Genomic DNA, 15,236 nt, shown 5'->3' on the forward strand with positions numbered 1-15,236 from the left:
GCGAAACGTGGATGGTTAGCTCAGCTGGGAGAGCACCGCCCTTACAAGGCGGGGGTCACTGGTTCGAACCCAGTACCATCCACCAATTCTTTTATGACGCTCAAGCGTTTGTTGCACCAGCTCTGGATGGTTAGCTCAGCTGGGAGAGCACCGCCCTTACAAGGCGGGGGTCACTGGTTCGAACCCAGTACCATCCACCATATTTCGATTGACGCATAGGCGTGAATCACACCAGCTTCGGATGGTTAGCTCAGCTGGGAGAGCACCGCCCTTACAAGGCGGGGGTCACTGGTTCGAACCCAGTACCATCCACCAGATCAAAACTCGCTTAGCTTCGGCTACAGCGAGTTTTTTCTTTTCTAGTCCGCGCTGTTTAGCTGATGAGAATGGCGCGTATTGCCATGCCAAAACTTGCGATCATGCTCACCAGCCAGATCAATGAGCGAATCGTAGCTTTGTCGAGCCAATAGCAGACCATGTAACCAATTCGGGCGACCACAAAGGTCCAACCTAGCGCAATGGCAACGGCATCAACCGCACCCAAGCTAACGGTAATGAAAACGGCGCTGGCGTAAACCATTAAAGCTTCAAAACTATTGTAATGAGCCGCGTTTGCACGGGCACCAAAGCCTTCAAGCGCGGCTTGCTGTTGGCGGGGATGACGGTTGTCGTATCCGCCCCGTTCGTGCATCGCCTTCATCAGTGGTAATTTTGCCAAATACGGCAAAAACATCGCAATCAATAATGTGGTGAGCAGGGCACTCATGGTGGATTTCCTTCTTATAGTATTATGGGAAGTTAATATTTCATCATTGCAGTTACGCATAATCGTCGGAAAGCGATCGCTGTCGTGGCTGTAATCTTCTGATATAATCGACCCAATTTTGTTCATTGACCACCCACAGGAAAATAATTCATGTCCGTTGTTTCTCGTTTCGCCCCAAGTCCTACTGGTTATTTGCATGTCGGCGGCGCCCGAACAGCTTTGTATGCTTGGCTTGTTGCCCGCGCTGCTGGTGGTAAATTCGTGTTACGTATTGAAGATACCGATCGGGAACGGTCGACGCAGGCGGCGATAGATGCGATTTTTGAAGGCATGCAATGGCTTGGTTTGACCTGGGATGAAGAGCCGATTTATCAAACCAGACGCTTCGATCGTTATAAAGAGCTGATCGATCAGCTTTTAGCTGAAGGCAAAGCTTATAAATGCTACTGCTCGCATGAACGTTTGGAGAAAATGCGTGAAGAGCAAATGGCTGCCGGTGTAAAGCCGCGTTATGACGGTAAATGCCGTGATCAAGCGGAGCAAGAAGGCCAGCCTTACGTGATTCGTTTCCGCAATCCACAAGAGGGCTCAGTGGTTTTTGATGACCATATTCGTGGCCGCATTGAAATTGCGAATAAAGAGCTCGACGATTTAATTATTGCCCGTACCGATGGCACGCCGACCTACAACTTCTGCGTGGTTGTCGACGACTGGGACATGGGTATTACGCATGTTGTTCGTGGCGAAGACCATATTAATAATACGCCGCGTCAGATTAACATTCTGCAAGCGCTTGGTGCGCCAATTCCTGAATATGCGCATGTGTCGATGATTCTTGGTGATGATGGTAAGAAACTGTCAAAACGTCACGGTGCGGTGAGTGTGACCGAGTATCGCGATAATGGCTACTTGCCGGAAGCCATGATCAATTACCTTGTTCGCTTGGGTTGGTCACATGGCGACCAGGAAATCTTTAGTCGCGACGAACTTATTCAAATTTTCAAACTGAGCGACATCAACAAAGCAGCCTCTGCGTTCAATACGGAAAAGCTCAACTGGCTGAACCAGCATTATATGAAAACCTTACCGGCTGAGCAGGTTGCAGCTGAGTTAGCATGGCATTTTGCTCGGATTGGTGTAGCTACAGAAGACGGACCTGCACTGGTCGAGGTTGTTAAACTGCAGGCGGATCGGGTAAAAACCCTGAAAGAGATGGCTGAAATTAGCCGTTATTTCTACGAGCCAGTGACAGAATTCGAAGAACAAGCAGCGAAAAAGCACCTACGTCCAGTTGCCAAAGATGCATTGCAAGATGTGCGCGACCGTTTTGCCGCGTTAAGTAATTGGTCAGCGGAAACCATTCACCAAGCTATTCAAGACACCTGCGCGGCACTTGATATTGGCATGGGTAAAGTAGGGATGCCACTGCGTGTGGCGGCAACAGGTGGTGGTAACTCGCCGTCGTTAGACGTGACTTTAGCGCTGATTCCACGTCACACTGTTGTTGAACGTATCGATCTGGCTCTGGAATTTATTGCTGCGCGCGAGGGGAACCAATAAATGCCAAAAATACGTGAGTTACTGGCGAATAATAAAGAATGGGCACAAGCCCAAGTTGACCAAGATCCGGATTACTTTAATCGCTTGGTGAACCAACAAAAGCCAGAATACTTATGGATCGGCTGTTCAGATAGTCGGGTGCCAGCAAACCAAATCGTTGGCATGGCACCGGGCGAAGTGTTTGTGCACCGTAATGTTGCCAACCAAGTGATTCAAACCGATTTTAATTGCTTAGCAGTAATCGAGTTTGCGGTTTTGAATTTACAAGTGAAGCATATTCTGGTGGTTGGTCACTATGGTTGTGGCGGAGTTGCTGCAGCCATGGAGACGCAGCGGCATGGTCTGGTTGACCATTGGCTGCACCCGATCAAAGACATTTATCGGATTAACCAACCGCATTTATGTGAGCTGCCGTTCAACGAACGCTTTGATAAAATGTGTGAGCTGAATGTGATTGAACAAGTTCATAATTTGTCCAAGAACCACATTATTCAAGAAGCTTGGGATCGTGGTCAAAAATTAAGCATTCATGGCTGGTGCTACAGTGTCCGTGACGGCTTAGTGCGGGATCTTGGCGTGACAATCACAGGTAAAGAGGGGCTAGACCCAATTTATCAGTATTGTCGTGACGAAGAGTCTGACGACTAGGATTTTTGGGTTTTGTTGAAATAGTGTTCGGGTTGGTAAAAAAATAGCCGAACAGCGTGGATTTCCGAAAAAAAAGTTGACACTTTAGCGGCGTATTCATAGAATGCGCCTCGCTGTCGGGGCTCAAGGCCTTGGCCGTGATCTCGAAAGTGGGGCTATAGCTCAGCTGGGAGAGCGCTTGCATGGCATGCAAGAGGTCAGCGGTTCGATCCCGCTTAGCTCCACCAACTTTCGAATATTGAATTGTCGTTGCGTCCCCTTCGTCTAGAGGCCTAGGACACCGCCCTTTCACGGCGGTAACAGGGGTTCGAATCCCCTAGGGGACGCCATTCAATTCAAGTTGTACCAGACTGTTCCGGGTCCCCTTCGTCTAGAGGCCTAGGACACCGCCCTTTCACGGCGGTAACAGGGGTTCGAATCCCCTAGGGGACGCCACTTCTTAGGAAAGTAAGAAGCAGGCGTACCGAACAGGAGCTTGGTATCAACACTGTAAGACCGAAATGAGTTCTGCGTCCCCTTCGTCTAGAGGCCTAGGACACCGCCCTTTCACGGCGGTAACAGGGGTTCGAATCCCCTAGGGGACGCCATTCATTTCAACACTTCATGCAAGTCCAGGGTCCCCTTCGTCTAGAGGCCTAGGACACCGCCCTTTCACGGCGGTAACAGGGGTTCGAATCCCCTAGGGGACGCCATCTATTTTCTTTTCCTGATTTTTTTGATCGCATCCTGTGCGTTTTCCGTTAAGCTTTGTCTATTATCAAGTTTTTAGACTGGAGCGATAACGAATGACAAAACCGATTGCCTTAATTACGGGTGCCGGCCGGCGATTGGGTCTGCACATGACCCGCAGTCTTTTAAACCAAGGTTGGCACGTCGTCGCACTGACACGCAGCCGTATTGGTGAGCTTGCCGCTTTGGCTGAAACCGACGTGGCGCTTGATGTTGTCACCTGTAATGCACTCAACGACGAAAGTGTCGAGCAGACGATTAGCTTGATCAAACAACGCTATGACCACCTCGACTTTATTCTTCATAACGCTTCCATCTATGAGAAAGACAGTAAACACGCGAGTCACCTCGGCCAGTTTTACGATGATCTCTACAAAGTGCACATGAAGTTTCCTGCGCTGCTTAACTACGGTTTAAAGAGTTTGTTGACTAACTCAGTGCGGCCAACGGCCAACGTGATTCATGTAACGGACATTTACGCGGCAAACCCGAATGCTGAATACGCCTTGTACTGTTCGACCAAAGCGGGCTTAGAAAATCTGATGCTGAGCTTTGCCAAACAGTTGGCACCACACGTGCGTGTGAATGCCATTCAACCTGGTCCAATCAAGTTTCTGCCTGAGCATTCAAGCGCTGAACAGCAGCAGGTACTAAGCGAGACGCTGCTGCCGGTTGAGGGTGGTTTTGAAGCATTGCAGAAGGCCATCGAGAGTATCCTCGACAACGAATATATGACCGCTGCTGTGATTCGTGTAGATGGTGGCCGGTCGGTTACCTAAAGAACATTTACCTAAAGAGCTATCACCTAAAGAGCTATCACCGACCTGGACAATCACGCTCTGCGGACTTGGTGTTTGCAGCGCGTGGATCGATGCTTGCACATAGGGTTCAGTGAACTCGCTAGCTTTGAGCCAACTGAGTTGTTTTTGCGTGGTCAGAATATCGATATCGAGCGTGCGATCTTTGTGACTGCGCTCTGGATCGGCGCGGTTGCGGCCGTGCGCTTCTTCCAGTTGATTAAGCCATTGCTTCAACTGTTCTGGCGTCCAATCGCTGTCAATCACCGCAATCGTGTTTAAGAATGAGCGCTCAGATTCGATCGCACAGGGAGAGGTCCGTAATACCGGGTAAACAATCGCTGCGTGAAACTGCTGACAGAGCTGCGCTAGGGCACGACCAATGTGCTCTTGTGGTGCGATGTTACTGCCCAAACTGAGACAATAAATCATGACGACAGCTCTTTCAGTAACGCCCGTAGCTTCGGCTCCATCAGGTCTGCAATCACCGGTTGTGCGGCAAGGTTTGGGTGAATGCCGTCATTCTGCATGTAGTCTGGATTGAGGGCCACTTCGCGCATAAAGAATGGCACGAGCGGAATATCAAAGTCTTTTGCCACGCGCGGAAAAACGTCGCGGAACATACTGGTGTATCGACGACCGAGGTTTGGCGGTATTTCAACCTCACTTAACGCAACTTGAACGTTTCTGGACTGGAGAATTGTGATCATCTCCCGTAAATTGTTCTCCATTGTGTTGAGATTGAAACCACGCAGGCCATCATTGCCACCGAGTTCAATAAAGACCATGGTGGGTTGATGGCGGTCGAGAAGTGATTCAAGGCGAGCAAGCCCGCCGGAGGTCGTTTCGCCGCTAATACTGGCATTAATGATCTGCAGTTGAGGGTGTTCCGCTTGCCAGCGGCGGCTAATTTCGGCAACCCAGCCGTCCGCTTCGGCAATTCCGTAGCCGGCACTGAGGCTGTCTCCGAGAATCAACAGTGATACATTTTCGTTGTCACTGCGTACATGAAACGAATGAAACATCAGTAACAAACTCATTGCGCACAGCACTATGAGCTTACTGGTTTGACGCCAAACGCTATTAACGCCATTTGCGCCACTGAGGCGTAATTTGAAAAGGAATTGACTGTTCATATGTCCCTAATTGAAGCTAAATCTATTTCTCGCAATGTTGCGACGACTGCGGGTGAATTGCAAATTTTGTCGACTTTAAGTGTAGCCATTGAGGCTGGCGAAGCGGTTGCGATTGTTGGTGCCTCCGGTTCTGGTAAGTCGACTTTGCTGTCGTTGTTAGCCGGTCTTGATTTACCATCAAGCGGCGAAATCCTTATTGATAACGTAAAACTGAATGATTTGGATGAAGAGCAACGTGCAATTTTACGTGGCGAGAAGATTGGCTTTATCTTTCAGTCATTCTTACTCATTCAAAGTTTAACCGCACTCGAGAACGTCATGTTGCCTGCGGAGCTTGCTGGCGCCAAAAAGCCCGAGGAGCAAGCACGTGAGTTATTGGCGAAAGTTGGCTTGGGCGAGCGCTTAACGCATTACCCGAATCAATTGTCTGGTGGTGAACAGCAACGCGTTGCCATTGCGCGTGCCTTTATTGGTCAGCCACAAATTTTGTTTGCTGACGAACCAACAGGCAACCTCGATAGAAAAACCGGGGCACTGATTGAAGATCTGCTGTTCGAGTTAAATCGTGAGTTTGGCACAACCTTGATTATGGTGACGCACGACGAAAGACTCGCACAAAAATGTGACCGTATTTTGCGCATTGAAGACGGACAAATTCTGGAGCACGCGGATGTGGCATAAGATTTCTTGGCGTTTGCTTAAGCACGAGCTGCGTCGGGGTGAACTCACGATTATGGCCGCAGCGCTGGTGTTGTCAGTGTGTGCTGTGTTGTCGTTGTCGATGTTCAGTGAGCGCTTGCAAGCAGGCTTAATGGAGCGCAGTGCGGAATTCTTAGCGGCCGACCGTGTGCTGCGCAGTCGTGGTGGTGAGATTCCAACCGAATGGCTCGAGCGCGCTGAAGTTGAAGGTGTGGCCAGTGCTCGGCGGGTGACTTTTAATTCAATGGCCTTTGCCAACGGCGATATGGCCTTAGTTGATGTGAAAGCCGTTACCGATGGCTACCCATTGCGTGGTCATTTGGAAATTGCCGATGCACCATTTACCCAAGGCGTGGTTGCCGATGGGTTACCTGGGCGCGGTGAAACTTGGGTGCAAGGTTCACTGTTTCAGCAACTTGGATTAGCGCTTGGCGATGAACTCGAAGTCGGCGACTCAACCTTTGTAGTGACGCAAGTTCTTAGCCATGAGCCGGACTCCGGTTTTAGTGTGTTTACCGACAGCCCGACCGTGTTAATCCACAATGACGACCTTGCAGCAACCGGGCTCATTCAGCCGGGTAGTCGAGTGAATTATAACTATCTGTTTGCCGGTGAGCCGCAAGCCTTGCAGCGCTTTGAGACTTGGTTGTTGCCGCAGCTTGATTCGGTGACCCAGCGTTGGCAAAACATTCAAGACGGTGACTCGCCATTATCGGCGGCCTTAACGCGGGCGGAGCAGTTTATGCTGTTAGCCAGCTTGCTAGGTGTGGTGTTAGCCGCAACAGCGGTTGCAGTCGCTGCGCAGCGCTACGCACAGCGCAACTATGATGCGGTTGCAGTGATGAAAACCTTAGGTGGTCGTACGCCGCAAATCGCCCGTATCTTCTCGCTACATTTATTGTTACTCACTGCAGCGAGTGTTGCGGTTGGCGTCTTGCTTGGCGTGCTGTTGCAAGCCGTCGTGAGCTGGTATGTCAGTTCGCAATTGGGCTATGAACTGCCTGCGGCTGGGAATGGACCGTATCTGTTAGCGATTGGTACCGGTCTGTTGTGTGCACTGATGTTTAGTTTGTACCCACTCTTACGTCTGATGAAAGTGCCGCCGCTGCGAGTGTTACGCCGGGAGCTGACCGCAAGCGGTTTGTCACGGTGGTTACATTGGTGCTTAGCCGGTGGCACAGTGTTCTTGCTAATGGTTCTATATAGCGGCAGTGTGATTTTATCGTTCGCATTGTTCGTTGGCGGCATATTAGCCATGCTCATTCTGTTGGGTATTAGCCGGCTGTTTATTCGTGCCAGTCGCCAGGCCGGTATGCAGGCGGGAAGTAGTTGGCGGTTAGCGATGGCGGGTATGCAACGGCGCTCGCGCGAGAATAGCTTACAAATGCTCAGCTTCTCGGTTGCGGTGATGTTGTTTTTACTGGTGTTGGCCTTGCGCCATGAATTGCTCGAGGACTGGCGTGGTCAGTTACCGGACGACGCACCAAATTATTTTGTCGTTAATGTGGCAGGACATCAGGTTGAGCCGATGCAAGCCATGTTTGAGCGGGAGTCGATTCGGGCGACGCAGTTGTATCCGATTATTCCGGGACGACTCACTGCGATTAACGGCACCCCAGTGCGCGATGAAGTCACGAAAGAGGAGCGCGATGATAGCGAATATCGTGAGGGCTTCGGTCGTGAACTGCAATTAACTTGGCAGCGTGATTTACCTGCTGAAAACACCTTGCGAGCAGGGCAGTGGTTTGCCCCGGGTGAGCGTGGTGTTTCGGTGGAATCTCAGGTCGCTGAGCGAATTGACATCGGCTTAGGTGATGAGCTTAGTTTCCGGGTTGGTGGTAACGAGTTCACGGTACCGGTGACGAATATTCGCGATGTTGACTGGAATACCATGCAGCCGAACTTCTTCATGATCTTCAGTCCTGAGTTACTTGAAGACATGCCAGCAACCTATATTGCGAGCTTTTACCTGCCGCCGGATCGACGTCCTGAACTCTATCAGTTGTTCCGTAACTTCCCGCAAGCAAGCTTAATTGATGTGGAAGATATCTTGCAGCAGGTGCGTGATGTCATTAACCATGTGTCGCTCGCGATTACCTTTGTCATGGTGTTGGTTATTGCCGCTGGTGGTCTTGTGCTTATCGCGCAAGTACAAGCGTCGCTGGAAGAGCGGCAACAAGAGCTTGTGATTCTGCGAACTTTGGGGGCGAAATCGAAGCTCCTGACGCAGGCCGTAAGCTATGAGTTTATCGTGCTCGGTGCATTGGCCGGTCTCATTGCTACGTTAGCGATGGAGGTCTCAATTTATGTTCTGCAAACTCAGGTATTTAATATGCCGGCTTCATTACATTGGCGGTTCTGGGTGCTTGGTCCAGTGCTTGGCGCAGGTATCGTCGCCTTGCTTGGTTGGTCAGTGTGTTGGCGGATGCTGCGGCAAAGTACCGGGCAGCTGATTCGTAAACTGAGTTAATCCGGCAGCATGAAGTGAGTCCTGCAGGAAGTTGAAAATAAACAGCGGTTGCTTAAAAACAACCGCTGTTTTTTATTTCCTTGTTTGTTGTGCGCTATTCGCCTTTTAACAGTTGACGTAGCGCCGGCTCAAGCTCGGGGTAGGTAAACTCAAAGCCAGCTTCATGCAGACGCTCAGGTAGTACAGCTTGGCCGTTAAGCAGAAGATCTTCAGCCATTTCGCCAAAAATTAGCCGCATGGCGGCAGCGGGGACGCGCATAAACGTCGGGCGATTGAGCACTTGTCCAATCGTTTTACTGAATACTTCATTACTGACCGGTTTTGGTGCTGTCATGTTGTAAGCACCCGCACATTCATCGTGAGTCAGCAAAAACTCAATGGCGTTGACCATGTCATGCAAATGAATCCACGACATCATTTGTTGGCCGTGGCCAATTGGCCCACCAAGACCGAAGTAAAAGGGTGGCAGCATTTTTTTAAGGGCACCACCGTGCTTGGCTAAAACGACACCAGTGCGCAACAGGCACACACGCGTCTCGGCGCTTGCTGCTGAATTCGCAATTTGTTCCCAACGGGCGCAAAGCTCATGACTAAATTCATCATGCGGGACACCCTGGGTTTCAGTAACCGGCTCAGAGCCTTGGCGACCGTAATAACCAATTGCTGAACCAGAAATAAAGATACGAGGTGGTCGCGCCGAGGCTTGAATGAGCGAGACAAGCTTTTGGGTGGTTTGCCAGCGGCTATTCTGAATTCGCTCTTTCTGAGCGTCGCTCCAGCGCTTATCAGCGATCGGCTCGCCGGCTAAGTTAATCACCGCATCAAAGAGGTCGAGATGTTCGAGCTCACTTAAGCTGGCGAGAACACGTACGTTTTTGCAGAGTTTGCGTGCAGCCGCTTGGGGTTTTCTGGCGAGCACGGTGAAGTCGTGACTTGCAGAAAAGCGCTGAATAAAACAGGAACCGATGAGGCCAGTTCCACCGGTCATTAAGATTCTCATCATTCTTTCCTCTTGCCGCCGAGTGGTTGCCACTAAAACGGTGATTGCTGAAATGCGTATGATCACGTATGTTTTTAGTTTAGCAGGAATTATTCATACGGAGAAAATAGTATGGCGGATGACAAAAAGGCCGCAGGTTTCAATCACACAGACGATCGCTGGCCGTCCATAAGTCGATTTTTTGTGGTGTTTGCGGCAATCGTTGTCGTTTTAGCAGGTATTAAAACAGCGACCGTTATTGTCGTACCGTTTTTACTCGCCTTGTTCATAGCGATTATTTTCCAGCCGATTATTTACTGGTTCCGCATGAAAAACTTGCCCACTGTGGTGGCGATAGCGGCAATTTTCGTATTTATTTTCATTGTTGGTTTTGGCTTAACTGGGCTAATCATTCAGTCATTGACGGAATTTACTGCCAAGCTGCCAGAGTATCGGGTCAAACTAACGGAACAGTTTAGTGACTTAGTCGCGTTTGCCGAACGCTTCAATATTCATTTGAATCAAGAGTTGTTGCAGCAACAGCTCGATCCTTCGCGCATTTTATCAATGTCGGTTAACTTATTGTCGAGTGTTGGCAATATGATGACGAATACCATTCTTATCTTGCTGATTGTTGCTTTTATGCTCGGAGAAGCGGCCTTAATGCCGAAGAAAATTCAAATGGCATTCCCAAGCCCTGAGAAAAAAATGTCGCAAATGACCAATTTACTCATGGCTATCAATAAATACCTTGCTTTGAAAACTGTGATTAGCTTAGTCACCGGTATAGTCGTTGGGTTTGGTTTGTGGCTCATGGGGCTTGACCATTATGTCTTGTGGGCGGTGATTGCTTTCTTATTCAATTACATTCCGAATATCGGTTCCATTATTGCGGCGGTGCCAGCAATTCTTATGGCACTGATTCAATTCCATCCGGTGATGGCCGGTGTGGTTGCGCTTTGGTATGTGATTGTGAATGTTTTTATGGGCAATATTATTGAGCCGCGCATGATGGGACGAGGCCTTGGCCTGTCAACACTGGTAGTGTTCTTAAGTTTACTGTTTTGGGGTTGGCTACTTGGCCCAGTCGGCATGTTACTGTCAGTGCCGTTAACCATGGCGGTTAAAATTGGTTTTGAAGAAAACCCCAGCACTCGTTGGTTGGCGATTCTATTGTCAGGCGATGAAGTCACGCGGCATGCACCAGAGGCTGTGGAAGCGAGCGGTGCGGATGAGCCGAAGAATGATCGGTAGGCATTAGTGCGTGACTTGCTGGACCTATTATGGCGTGAATAGACCTTGTGTCATTCGTTCTCTCAGTGAATGGTCGAATTAAGTGAGTGAAGTGTCGGGTAGGGCAGATTGCGATGGTTGTTAAAGCGTCTCATGAGCCGTCGCTTCACACACTATTTGAATTTAAGAGAAAATAGAAAAAGGTTATTACAGAAAGTACGCCCACCAAAACCATAGCTGTCAGTGCTTTTGACTGAGTCACAGACTTTAGCAAAGCAACCAAAGTTGCAAACCCAGCAATACCAAGGGTGTAATTTACGACTTCGTGTTTGTTTTTCTGATTCATGTAAGTCTCTGATATATATGGCTATGCTAACGCAAATCCCCACCTTGCGAATCCCAAAACTCTAACGTACACTTATAAGTACATTTTATTGTACGTAGGTGATAGCGATGACGAGATTTCGTGTTGATGAAGATATTCGACCTTTATCTGAATTTCGCGCCGGAGTTGCAAAGTTTGTGAAGCAAATTCATGAAACGCGACGACCGATGGTGCTAACACAACGAGGCCGTGGGGTAGCTGTGCTGCTTGATGTTCGAGAGTACGAAAAGATGCAAGAGCGCTTGGAAGTGCTCGAAGAGGTTTACAGAGCTGAAGAGCAAATTGCTAGTGGTGCTGGGATTTCGCATGAGGATGCGAAATTACGCATTTTGAGTAAGTTAGCTCAATGAAGATAGTTTGGTCCCCACTTGCATTAGAGCGAGTAGAGAGTATTGCGAAGTACATCGCCGAAGATAAGCCAAGTGCGGCATTAAACTGGGTTAGTTCGTTATTTTCTTGCGTCGATCGCTTAGTTGAATTTCCGGAGAGCGGGCGAGTCGTTCCTGAGGTGCGTTTGCAGCGTATTCGTGAAGTAGTGTTCGGCTCTTACCGTGTTATCTACAGCGTAACCAACCAGGTGGATATTTTAACGGTTCGTCGCAGCAGTCATTTATTGAAAACCTCTGAGCTTGGTGCTGATGAAACATAACAAGTCAATTAACTGCGCACCTATGGCGCCGGACTTGCTAACGCACGCCGGTTACCTCAGCGTTAAATGCCAGTGATCGCGAGATCGAGTGCTCCAATAATCTGGTCCCTAAAATGTGCGAGGGAGCCAATCGGGTTCTTCAGGTGCTTTTCTGGCACCGAAGAAACTTGCGGAGTGAGCAACAGCAGTTCCTGGCCGTCGAATGTTATTTCTGGCGTGAGCCCGCGCATCGCTTGATCGCCAAAGGCTGAGTGTTTGCCAAGTGGAACAACGATTCGGGATGCCAGGTTGGTCAGGAGTGAGCTTTGAATGTCTACAAGGTACGGGTAGTGGGCTTTGCTGGTTTTGCTTGGGTTAGGGTAAACATCGAACTGTGCCATTAAAACTCCCGAAATTCGTCACCGAAGCATCCATGCTGCTCGACGAATTCGTTGTAGCTTTTGATCGCAGAACGATTTTCCTCAATCCATTGGGCAGCCTCGCGTTTGGCAAGCTCTTCTCTCAGTGCTCGCTCAAGGGTGGCTGAGAGGTTAATGTTCAGAGCACGGGTTTTGCGTAGCAAGTCACTGTTAACTGACAGGTTTGTCGCTTTTTTAGGTGCATCTTTATTGAAGAGTTCTTGCATGATGGGGTCTCCTTGGAGCTGTTGTAAGCTCCCGAGTAGTGTATGCGCATTGGCGTGCGCATGCAAGGGCATTTAACCAGTCGCTGTTGCCGGACAATTTTTCCACCGCTTCGCGACTCCACAATTGCCGCAAAGCTTTACGTCAACAGGATAGACAAGAATGGATTACGTATTTGATATCGCTTTAGTATTTGCCGGCGCCTTTGCTATAGGGCTAATTATTACAGTGTTCTTATGGTTTAAGTTCTTTCCATTGGTAAAAAATACAGATCCTGAGCTCTATCAACAATTAAGGTTCAGGGCTTGGTCTTTATTTAATAAGCCTTATATGAATTTTATTTTCAAAAAAGAATTTCAAGGCTACTTGAATGAAAGCGTCAGGAAGCATGCCCTCGCTTTATACTGGGTAGGCTGGATTGCGCAGTGGGCATTTAATATATACCTAGTGTTGCTAATATTTGTTCTAGTATTCAGATAAAAAACGCCTTGAGTGCAGTACACTCAAGGCGTTTTCGTTTCTAGCAATACCAGTTTATCAGCGTGTCGCGGCTTTCATCTTCGCTATGAACGCGCCGAGTTGCTCAAGCAGTTGGGCGGGTTGCTCGAGGTTGTTTTCGATAATTTTCACCACAGCTGAGCCACTAATGGCACCGGCTGCACCAGCAGCGATGGCTTGGCGAACGTGCTCAGGTTGGGCGATACCGAACCCCAGTAGGGCAGGCGCGCCACCTGCGTCACGCAAGGTGCTAAGCAGTGCTTCGGCTGGTGCATTTAAGGTGTCGTTGGCTCCTGTGACACCGGCACGGCTAAGCAGATAGATATAGCCTTCGCTGGCAGCTGCGACGCTTTTAAGCGTAGCTTCACTGGCGTCTGGTGGTGCAATGAAAATCGGTGCAATGTCATGTGTTTTGGCGATTTCAGAGAAATGCTTGCCTTCCCGTAACGGCACGTCTGCAATCAAAACTGAGTCAACCCCAGCGGCTTTTGCACGTTGATAAAACTGGTCCGTGCCATTCGAGACCACCAGGTTACAGTACACCAACAAACCGATTGGTACGTCTGGGTAATCAGCGCGAATGCGTGCAATCAGGTCAAAGCATTGCTGAATCTTCAAGGGCTGGCTGAGCGCACGAATATTCGCGGCTTGAATGACTGGTCCGTCAGCGACTGGGTCGGAAAATGGCAGGCCGAGTTCAAGGGCGTCGGCACCATTTTCTATCAGGCAGCGAATGATTTTCTCACTCAGTTCAAGGTCCGGATCGCCAATGGTGACAAATGGCACAAATGCGCCTTCGCCTTTAGCTTTTAACTGACTAAATAATTGGTCATAACGCTGGCTCATGACGAAGCTCCTCCTTTTGCTGCGCGTTCTTGCTCTTCGGCGGCGAAAATTTTCCGCACATGGTCGATGTCTTTGTCGCCGCGTCCCGACAGGTTGACTAATAACACTTCGGGCTTATCGCTGCTTTGTGCGCGTTTCACTGCGTATGCAAGGGCATGGGCGGACTCAAGCGCGGGAATAATGCCTTCGGCTTGAGACAGCAGTTTAAATGCTGCCAAAGCTTCGTCGTCGGTGACACTGGTGTACTCGGCACGACCAATCGCATTTAAATGTGCGTGTTGTGGGCCAACACCCGGATAATCAAGTCCCGCGGACACTGAGTAGCTTTCTTCAATTTGGCCGTCGTCTTCTTGCATTAAGAAAGACCGGCAACCGTGCAGAACACCCGGCTTACCGGCGGTGAGGGTGGCGCCATGATGGCCGGTGTCGACACCTTTACCAGCTGGCTCAACACCGGTTAAGCGGACACTTGGTTCGTCAATAAATTCAGCAAACATACCGATTGCATTCGAACCACCGCCTACGCAGGCGATGACTTCGTCGGGTAAACGACCTTCTTGGGCGAGAATTTGTTCTTTTGCTTCGGCGCCGATCATGCGGTGAAATTCACGCACTATCGTTGGGAACGGATGTGGGCCAGCGGCAGTACCCAGCAAGTAATGCGTCGTTGGGTAACTTGCGGTCCAGTCGCGCATGGCTTCGTTAACTGCGTCTTTCAGTGTGCCACTACCAGCGTCGACAGGAATCACGGTTGCGCCCATGAGCTCCATACGGAACACATTCGGCTGTTGCCGTTCAGCATCTTTGCGGCCCATATAAATGACACATTCAAGGTCGAGCAGGGCACAAGCGAGGGCTGTCGCGGTGCCATGTTGTCCGGCTCCGGTTTCGGCAATAATGCGCTTTTTACCCATGCGCTTGGCAAGTAGGGCTTGGCCAAGTACTTGGTTAGTTTTGTGAGCGCCGCCGTGCAAGAGGTCTTCGCGTTTGAGGTAGATTTTAACCGGTGAACCCGCCGTTAGATTCTTGCAAAGGGTCAGCGGCGTTGGTCGACCTAAATAGGTTTGTAGCAGATTCTTAAACTCGGCTTGGAAAGCTGGGTCGTTCTGGGCGTCCAGAAATGCTTGTTCGAGTTGGTCAAGGGCCGGAAGCAGAATCTCGGGGACAAATTGACCACCAAAGTCGCCAAAGTACGGATTTATCTTGGCTGTAGACATG

Annotated in this window: 16 protein-coding genes, 8 tRNA genes and 1 pseudogene; 17 read left to right on the forward strand and 8 right to left on the reverse strand. The window is 49.7% G+C overall.

Going from position 1 to position 15,236, the window contains the following annotated elements; all coding sequences use genetic code 11:
• Positions 1 to 9 precede the first annotated feature (9 nt).
• The 3 genes from CWE06_RS00435 to CWE06_RS00445 all read left to right on the forward strand — a co-directional run bounded on the left by CWE06_RS00435 (position 10) and on the right by CWE06_RS00445 (position 315).
• Positions 10 to 85, forward strand: a tRNA-Val gene (locus CWE06_RS00435).
• A 39-nt stretch (positions 86 to 124) separates the two neighbouring features.
• A tRNA-Val gene (locus tag CWE06_RS00440) sits at positions 125 to 200 on the forward strand.
• Between the two features lie 39 nt (positions 201 to 239).
• Positions 240 to 315: transfer RNA gene (locus CWE06_RS00445), tRNA-Val, on the forward strand.
• Between the two features lie 58 nt (positions 316 to 373).
• On the opposite strand, the gene CWE06_RS00450 is transcribed toward CWE06_RS00445, so the two are convergent.
• Positions 374 to 766, reverse strand: a complete 393-nt coding sequence (locus tag CWE06_RS00450) for an MAPEG family protein (RefSeq protein WP_126790356.1) — start codon at positions 764 to 766, stop codon at positions 374 to 376.
• A 150-nt stretch (positions 767 to 916) separates the two neighbouring features.
• On the opposite strand from CWE06_RS00450, the gene gltX reads away from it, so the two are divergent.
• The 8 genes from gltX (at position 917) to CWE06_RS00490 (ending at position 4,482) form a co-directional block, all read left to right on the forward strand.
• Positions 917 to 2,326, forward strand: coding sequence for a glutamate--tRNA ligase (gene gltX, locus CWE06_RS00455; RefSeq protein WP_126790357.1), 1,410 nt, complete (start codon positions 917 to 919; stop codon positions 2,324 to 2,326).
• Positions 2,327 to 2,974: a carbonate dehydratase gene (gene can / locus CWE06_RS00460; RefSeq protein WP_126790358.1), complete on the forward strand. Its 648-nt coding sequence runs from the start codon at positions 2,327 to 2,329 to the stop codon at positions 2,972 to 2,974. It begins immediately after the preceding gene.
• A gap of 151 nt (positions 2,975 to 3,125) precedes the next feature.
• Positions 3,126 to 3,201 (forward strand) — tRNA-Ala (locus tag CWE06_RS00465).
• Positions 3,202 to 3,227: 26 nt separating this feature from the next.
• Positions 3,228 to 3,303, forward strand: a tRNA-Glu gene (locus tag CWE06_RS00470).
• Positions 3,304 to 3,333: 30 nt separating this feature from the next.
• Positions 3,334 to 3,409 (forward strand) — tRNA-Glu (locus CWE06_RS00475).
• A gap of 76 nt (positions 3,410 to 3,485) precedes the next feature.
• A tRNA-Glu gene (locus CWE06_RS00480) sits at positions 3,486 to 3,561 on the forward strand.
• A 29-nt stretch (positions 3,562 to 3,590) separates the two neighbouring features.
• Positions 3,591 to 3,666: transfer RNA gene (locus CWE06_RS00485), tRNA-Glu, on the forward strand.
• Between the two features lie 93 nt (positions 3,667 to 3,759).
• Complete coding sequence (locus CWE06_RS00490; RefSeq protein ID WP_126790359.1) at positions 3,760 to 4,482, forward strand: SDR family NAD(P)-dependent oxidoreductase; 723 nt, start codon at positions 3,760 to 3,762, stop codon at positions 4,480 to 4,482.
• Between the two features lie 111 nt (positions 4,483 to 4,593).
• Here the strand turns inward: CWE06_RS00490 and folK are convergent.
• Together folK and CWE06_RS00500 are read right to left on the reverse strand one after the other, a co-directional pair.
• Positions 4,594 to 4,932: pseudogene (folK, locus tag CWE06_RS12455) on the reverse strand (2-amino-4-hydroxy-6-hydroxymethyldihydropteridine diphosphokinase); the annotation flags it as partial.
• Positions 4,929 to 5,540, reverse strand: a complete 612-nt coding sequence (locus tag CWE06_RS00500) for an arylesterase (RefSeq protein WP_126791465.1) — start codon at positions 5,538 to 5,540, stop codon at positions 4,929 to 4,931. The pseudogene folK and the gene CWE06_RS00500, both read right to left, overlap by 4 nt.
• A gap of 96 nt (positions 5,541 to 5,636) precedes the next feature.
• Between CWE06_RS00500 and CWE06_RS00505 the strand changes: the two genes are divergently transcribed.
• A complete protein-coding gene (locus tag CWE06_RS00505; RefSeq protein ID WP_126790361.1) occupies positions 5,637 to 6,317 on the forward strand; it encodes an ABC transporter ATP-binding protein in 681 nt (226 codons plus the stop codon).
• The gene (locus tag CWE06_RS00510) at positions 6,307 to 8,805 is read left to right on the forward strand and encodes an ABC transporter permease (RefSeq protein ID WP_126790362.1); all 2,499 of its coding nucleotides are present in this window, start codon (positions 6,307 to 6,309) and stop codon (positions 8,803 to 8,805) included. The genes CWE06_RS00505 and CWE06_RS00510 overlap by 11 nt, the downstream gene beginning before the upstream one ends.
• A gap of 94 nt (positions 8,806 to 8,899) precedes the next feature.
• On the opposite strand, the gene CWE06_RS00515 is transcribed toward CWE06_RS00510, so the two are convergent.
• Positions 8,900 to 9,805, reverse strand: coding sequence for a TIGR01777 family oxidoreductase (locus tag CWE06_RS00515; protein WP_126791467.1), 906 nt, complete (start codon positions 9,803 to 9,805; stop codon positions 8,900 to 8,902).
• A gap of 111 nt (positions 9,806 to 9,916) precedes the next feature.
• On the opposite strand from CWE06_RS00515, the gene CWE06_RS00520 reads away from it, so the two are divergent.
• From CWE06_RS00520 to CWE06_RS00530, 3 genes are all read left to right on the forward strand, one after another.
• Positions 9,917 to 11,038 carry an AI-2E family transporter gene (locus CWE06_RS00520; RefSeq protein WP_126790363.1) on the forward strand — a complete coding sequence of 374 codons (1,122 nt, stop codon included), beginning with the start codon at positions 9,917 to 9,919 and terminating at the stop codon, positions 11,036 to 11,038.
• Positions 11,039 to 11,470: 432 nt separating this feature from the next.
• Positions 11,471 to 11,752: a type II toxin-antitoxin system Phd/YefM family antitoxin gene (locus tag CWE06_RS00525; protein ID WP_126790364.1), complete on the forward strand. Its 282-nt coding sequence runs from the start codon at positions 11,471 to 11,473 to the stop codon at positions 11,750 to 11,752.
• Positions 11,749 to 12,051, forward strand: coding sequence for a type II toxin-antitoxin system RelE/ParE family toxin (locus CWE06_RS00530; RefSeq protein ID WP_126790365.1), 303 nt, complete (start codon positions 11,749 to 11,751; stop codon positions 12,049 to 12,051). Before CWE06_RS00525 ends, CWE06_RS00530 begins: the two co-directional genes overlap by 4 nt.
• Before the next feature lie 62 nt (positions 12,052 to 12,113).
• Here the strand turns inward: CWE06_RS00530 and CWE06_RS00535 are convergent, their stop codons facing one another.
• Positions 12,114 to 12,431 carry a CcdB family protein gene (locus CWE06_RS00535; RefSeq protein ID WP_126790366.1) on the reverse strand — a complete coding sequence of 106 codons (318 nt, stop codon included), beginning with the start codon at positions 12,429 to 12,431 and terminating at the stop codon, positions 12,114 to 12,116.
• A complete protein-coding gene (locus tag CWE06_RS00540) occupies positions 12,431 to 12,676 on the reverse strand; it encodes a type II toxin-antitoxin system CcdA family antitoxin (RefSeq protein WP_126790367.1) in 246 nt (81 codons plus the stop codon). The genes CWE06_RS00535 and CWE06_RS00540 overlap by 1 nt, the downstream gene beginning before the upstream one ends.
• Before the next feature lie 160 nt (positions 12,677 to 12,836).
• Between CWE06_RS00540 and CWE06_RS00545 the strand changes: the two genes are divergently transcribed.
• A complete protein-coding gene (locus CWE06_RS00545) occupies positions 12,837 to 13,154 on the forward strand; it encodes a hypothetical protein (protein WP_126790368.1) in 318 nt (105 codons plus the stop codon).
• Positions 13,155 to 13,211: 57 nt separating this feature from the next.
• Here the strand turns inward: CWE06_RS00545 and trpA are convergent, their stop codons facing one another.
• Positions 13,212 to 14,018 (reverse strand): tryptophan synthase subunit alpha, encoded by an 807-nt coding sequence (gene trpA, locus CWE06_RS00550; RefSeq protein WP_126790369.1) that lies wholly within the window; start codon positions 14,016 to 14,018, stop codon positions 13,212 to 13,214.
• Positions 14,015 to 15,235 (reverse strand): tryptophan synthase subunit beta, encoded by a 1,221-nt coding sequence (gene trpB / locus CWE06_RS00555; RefSeq protein WP_126790370.1) that lies wholly within the window; start codon positions 15,233 to 15,235, stop codon positions 14,015 to 14,017. The genes trpA and trpB overlap by 4 nt, the downstream gene beginning before the upstream one ends.
• Position 15,236 lies beyond the last annotated feature (1 nt).

The organism is Aliidiomarina haloalkalitolerans (genome assembly GCF_003987315.1).
Classification (GTDB): Bacteria; Pseudomonadota; Gammaproteobacteria; order Enterobacterales; family Alteromonadaceae; genus Aliidiomarina; species Aliidiomarina haloalkalitolerans.

What these genes read in the sequence shown, in the direction of transcription:
- CWE06_RS00450 (WP_126790356.1), bottom strand. Translation starts at nt 766, where the DNA reads ATGAGTGCCCTGCTCACCACATTATTGATTGCGATGTTTTTGCCGTAT.
- gltX (WP_126790357.1), top strand. Translation starts at nt 917, where the DNA reads ATGTCCGTTGTTTCTCGTTTCGCCCCAAGTCCTACTGGTTATTTGCAT.
- can (WP_126790358.1), top strand. Translation starts at nt 2,327, where the DNA reads ATGCCAAAAATACGTGAGTTACTGGCGAATAATAAAGAATGGGCACAA.
- CWE06_RS00490 (WP_126790359.1), top strand. Translation starts at nt 3,760, where the DNA reads ATGACAAAACCGATTGCCTTAATTACGGGTGCCGGCCGGCGATTGGGT.
- CWE06_RS00500 (WP_126791465.1), bottom strand. Translation starts at nt 5,540, where the DNA reads ATGAGTTTGTTACTGATGTTTCATTCGTTTCATGTACGCAGTGACAAC.
- CWE06_RS00505 (WP_126790361.1), top strand. Translation starts at nt 5,637, where the DNA reads ATGTCCCTAATTGAAGCTAAATCTATTTCTCGCAATGTTGCGACGACT.
- CWE06_RS00510 (WP_126790362.1), top strand. Translation starts at nt 6,307, where the DNA reads ATGTGGCATAAGATTTCTTGGCGTTTGCTTAAGCACGAGCTGCGTCGG.
- CWE06_RS00515 (WP_126791467.1), bottom strand. Translation starts at nt 9,805, where the DNA reads ATGAGAATCTTAATGACCGGTGGAACTGGCCTCATCGGTTCCTGTTTT.
- CWE06_RS00520 (WP_126790363.1), top strand. Translation starts at nt 9,917, where the DNA reads ATGGCGGATGACAAAAAGGCCGCAGGTTTCAATCACACAGACGATCGC.
- CWE06_RS00525 (WP_126790364.1), top strand. Translation starts at nt 11,471, where the DNA reads ATGACGAGATTTCGTGTTGATGAAGATATTCGACCTTTATCTGAATTT.
- CWE06_RS00530 (WP_126790365.1), top strand. Translation starts at nt 11,749, where the DNA reads ATGAAGATAGTTTGGTCCCCACTTGCATTAGAGCGAGTAGAGAGTATT.
- CWE06_RS00535 (WP_126790366.1), bottom strand. Translation starts at nt 12,431, where the DNA reads ATGGCACAGTTCGATGTTTACCCTAACCCAAGCAAAACCAGCAAAGCC.
- CWE06_RS00540 (WP_126790367.1), bottom strand. Translation starts at nt 12,676, where the DNA reads ATGCAAGAACTCTTCAATAAAGATGCACCTAAAAAAGCGACAAACCTG.
- CWE06_RS00545 (WP_126790368.1), top strand. Translation starts at nt 12,837, where the DNA reads ATGGATTACGTATTTGATATCGCTTTAGTATTTGCCGGCGCCTTTGCT.
- trpA (WP_126790369.1), bottom strand. Translation starts at nt 14,018, where the DNA reads ATGAGCCAGCGTTATGACCAATTATTTAGTCAGTTAAAAGCTAAAGGC.
- trpB (WP_126790370.1), bottom strand. Translation starts at nt 15,235, where the DNA reads ATGTCTACAGCCAAGATAAATCCGTACTTTGGCGACTTTGGTGGTCAA.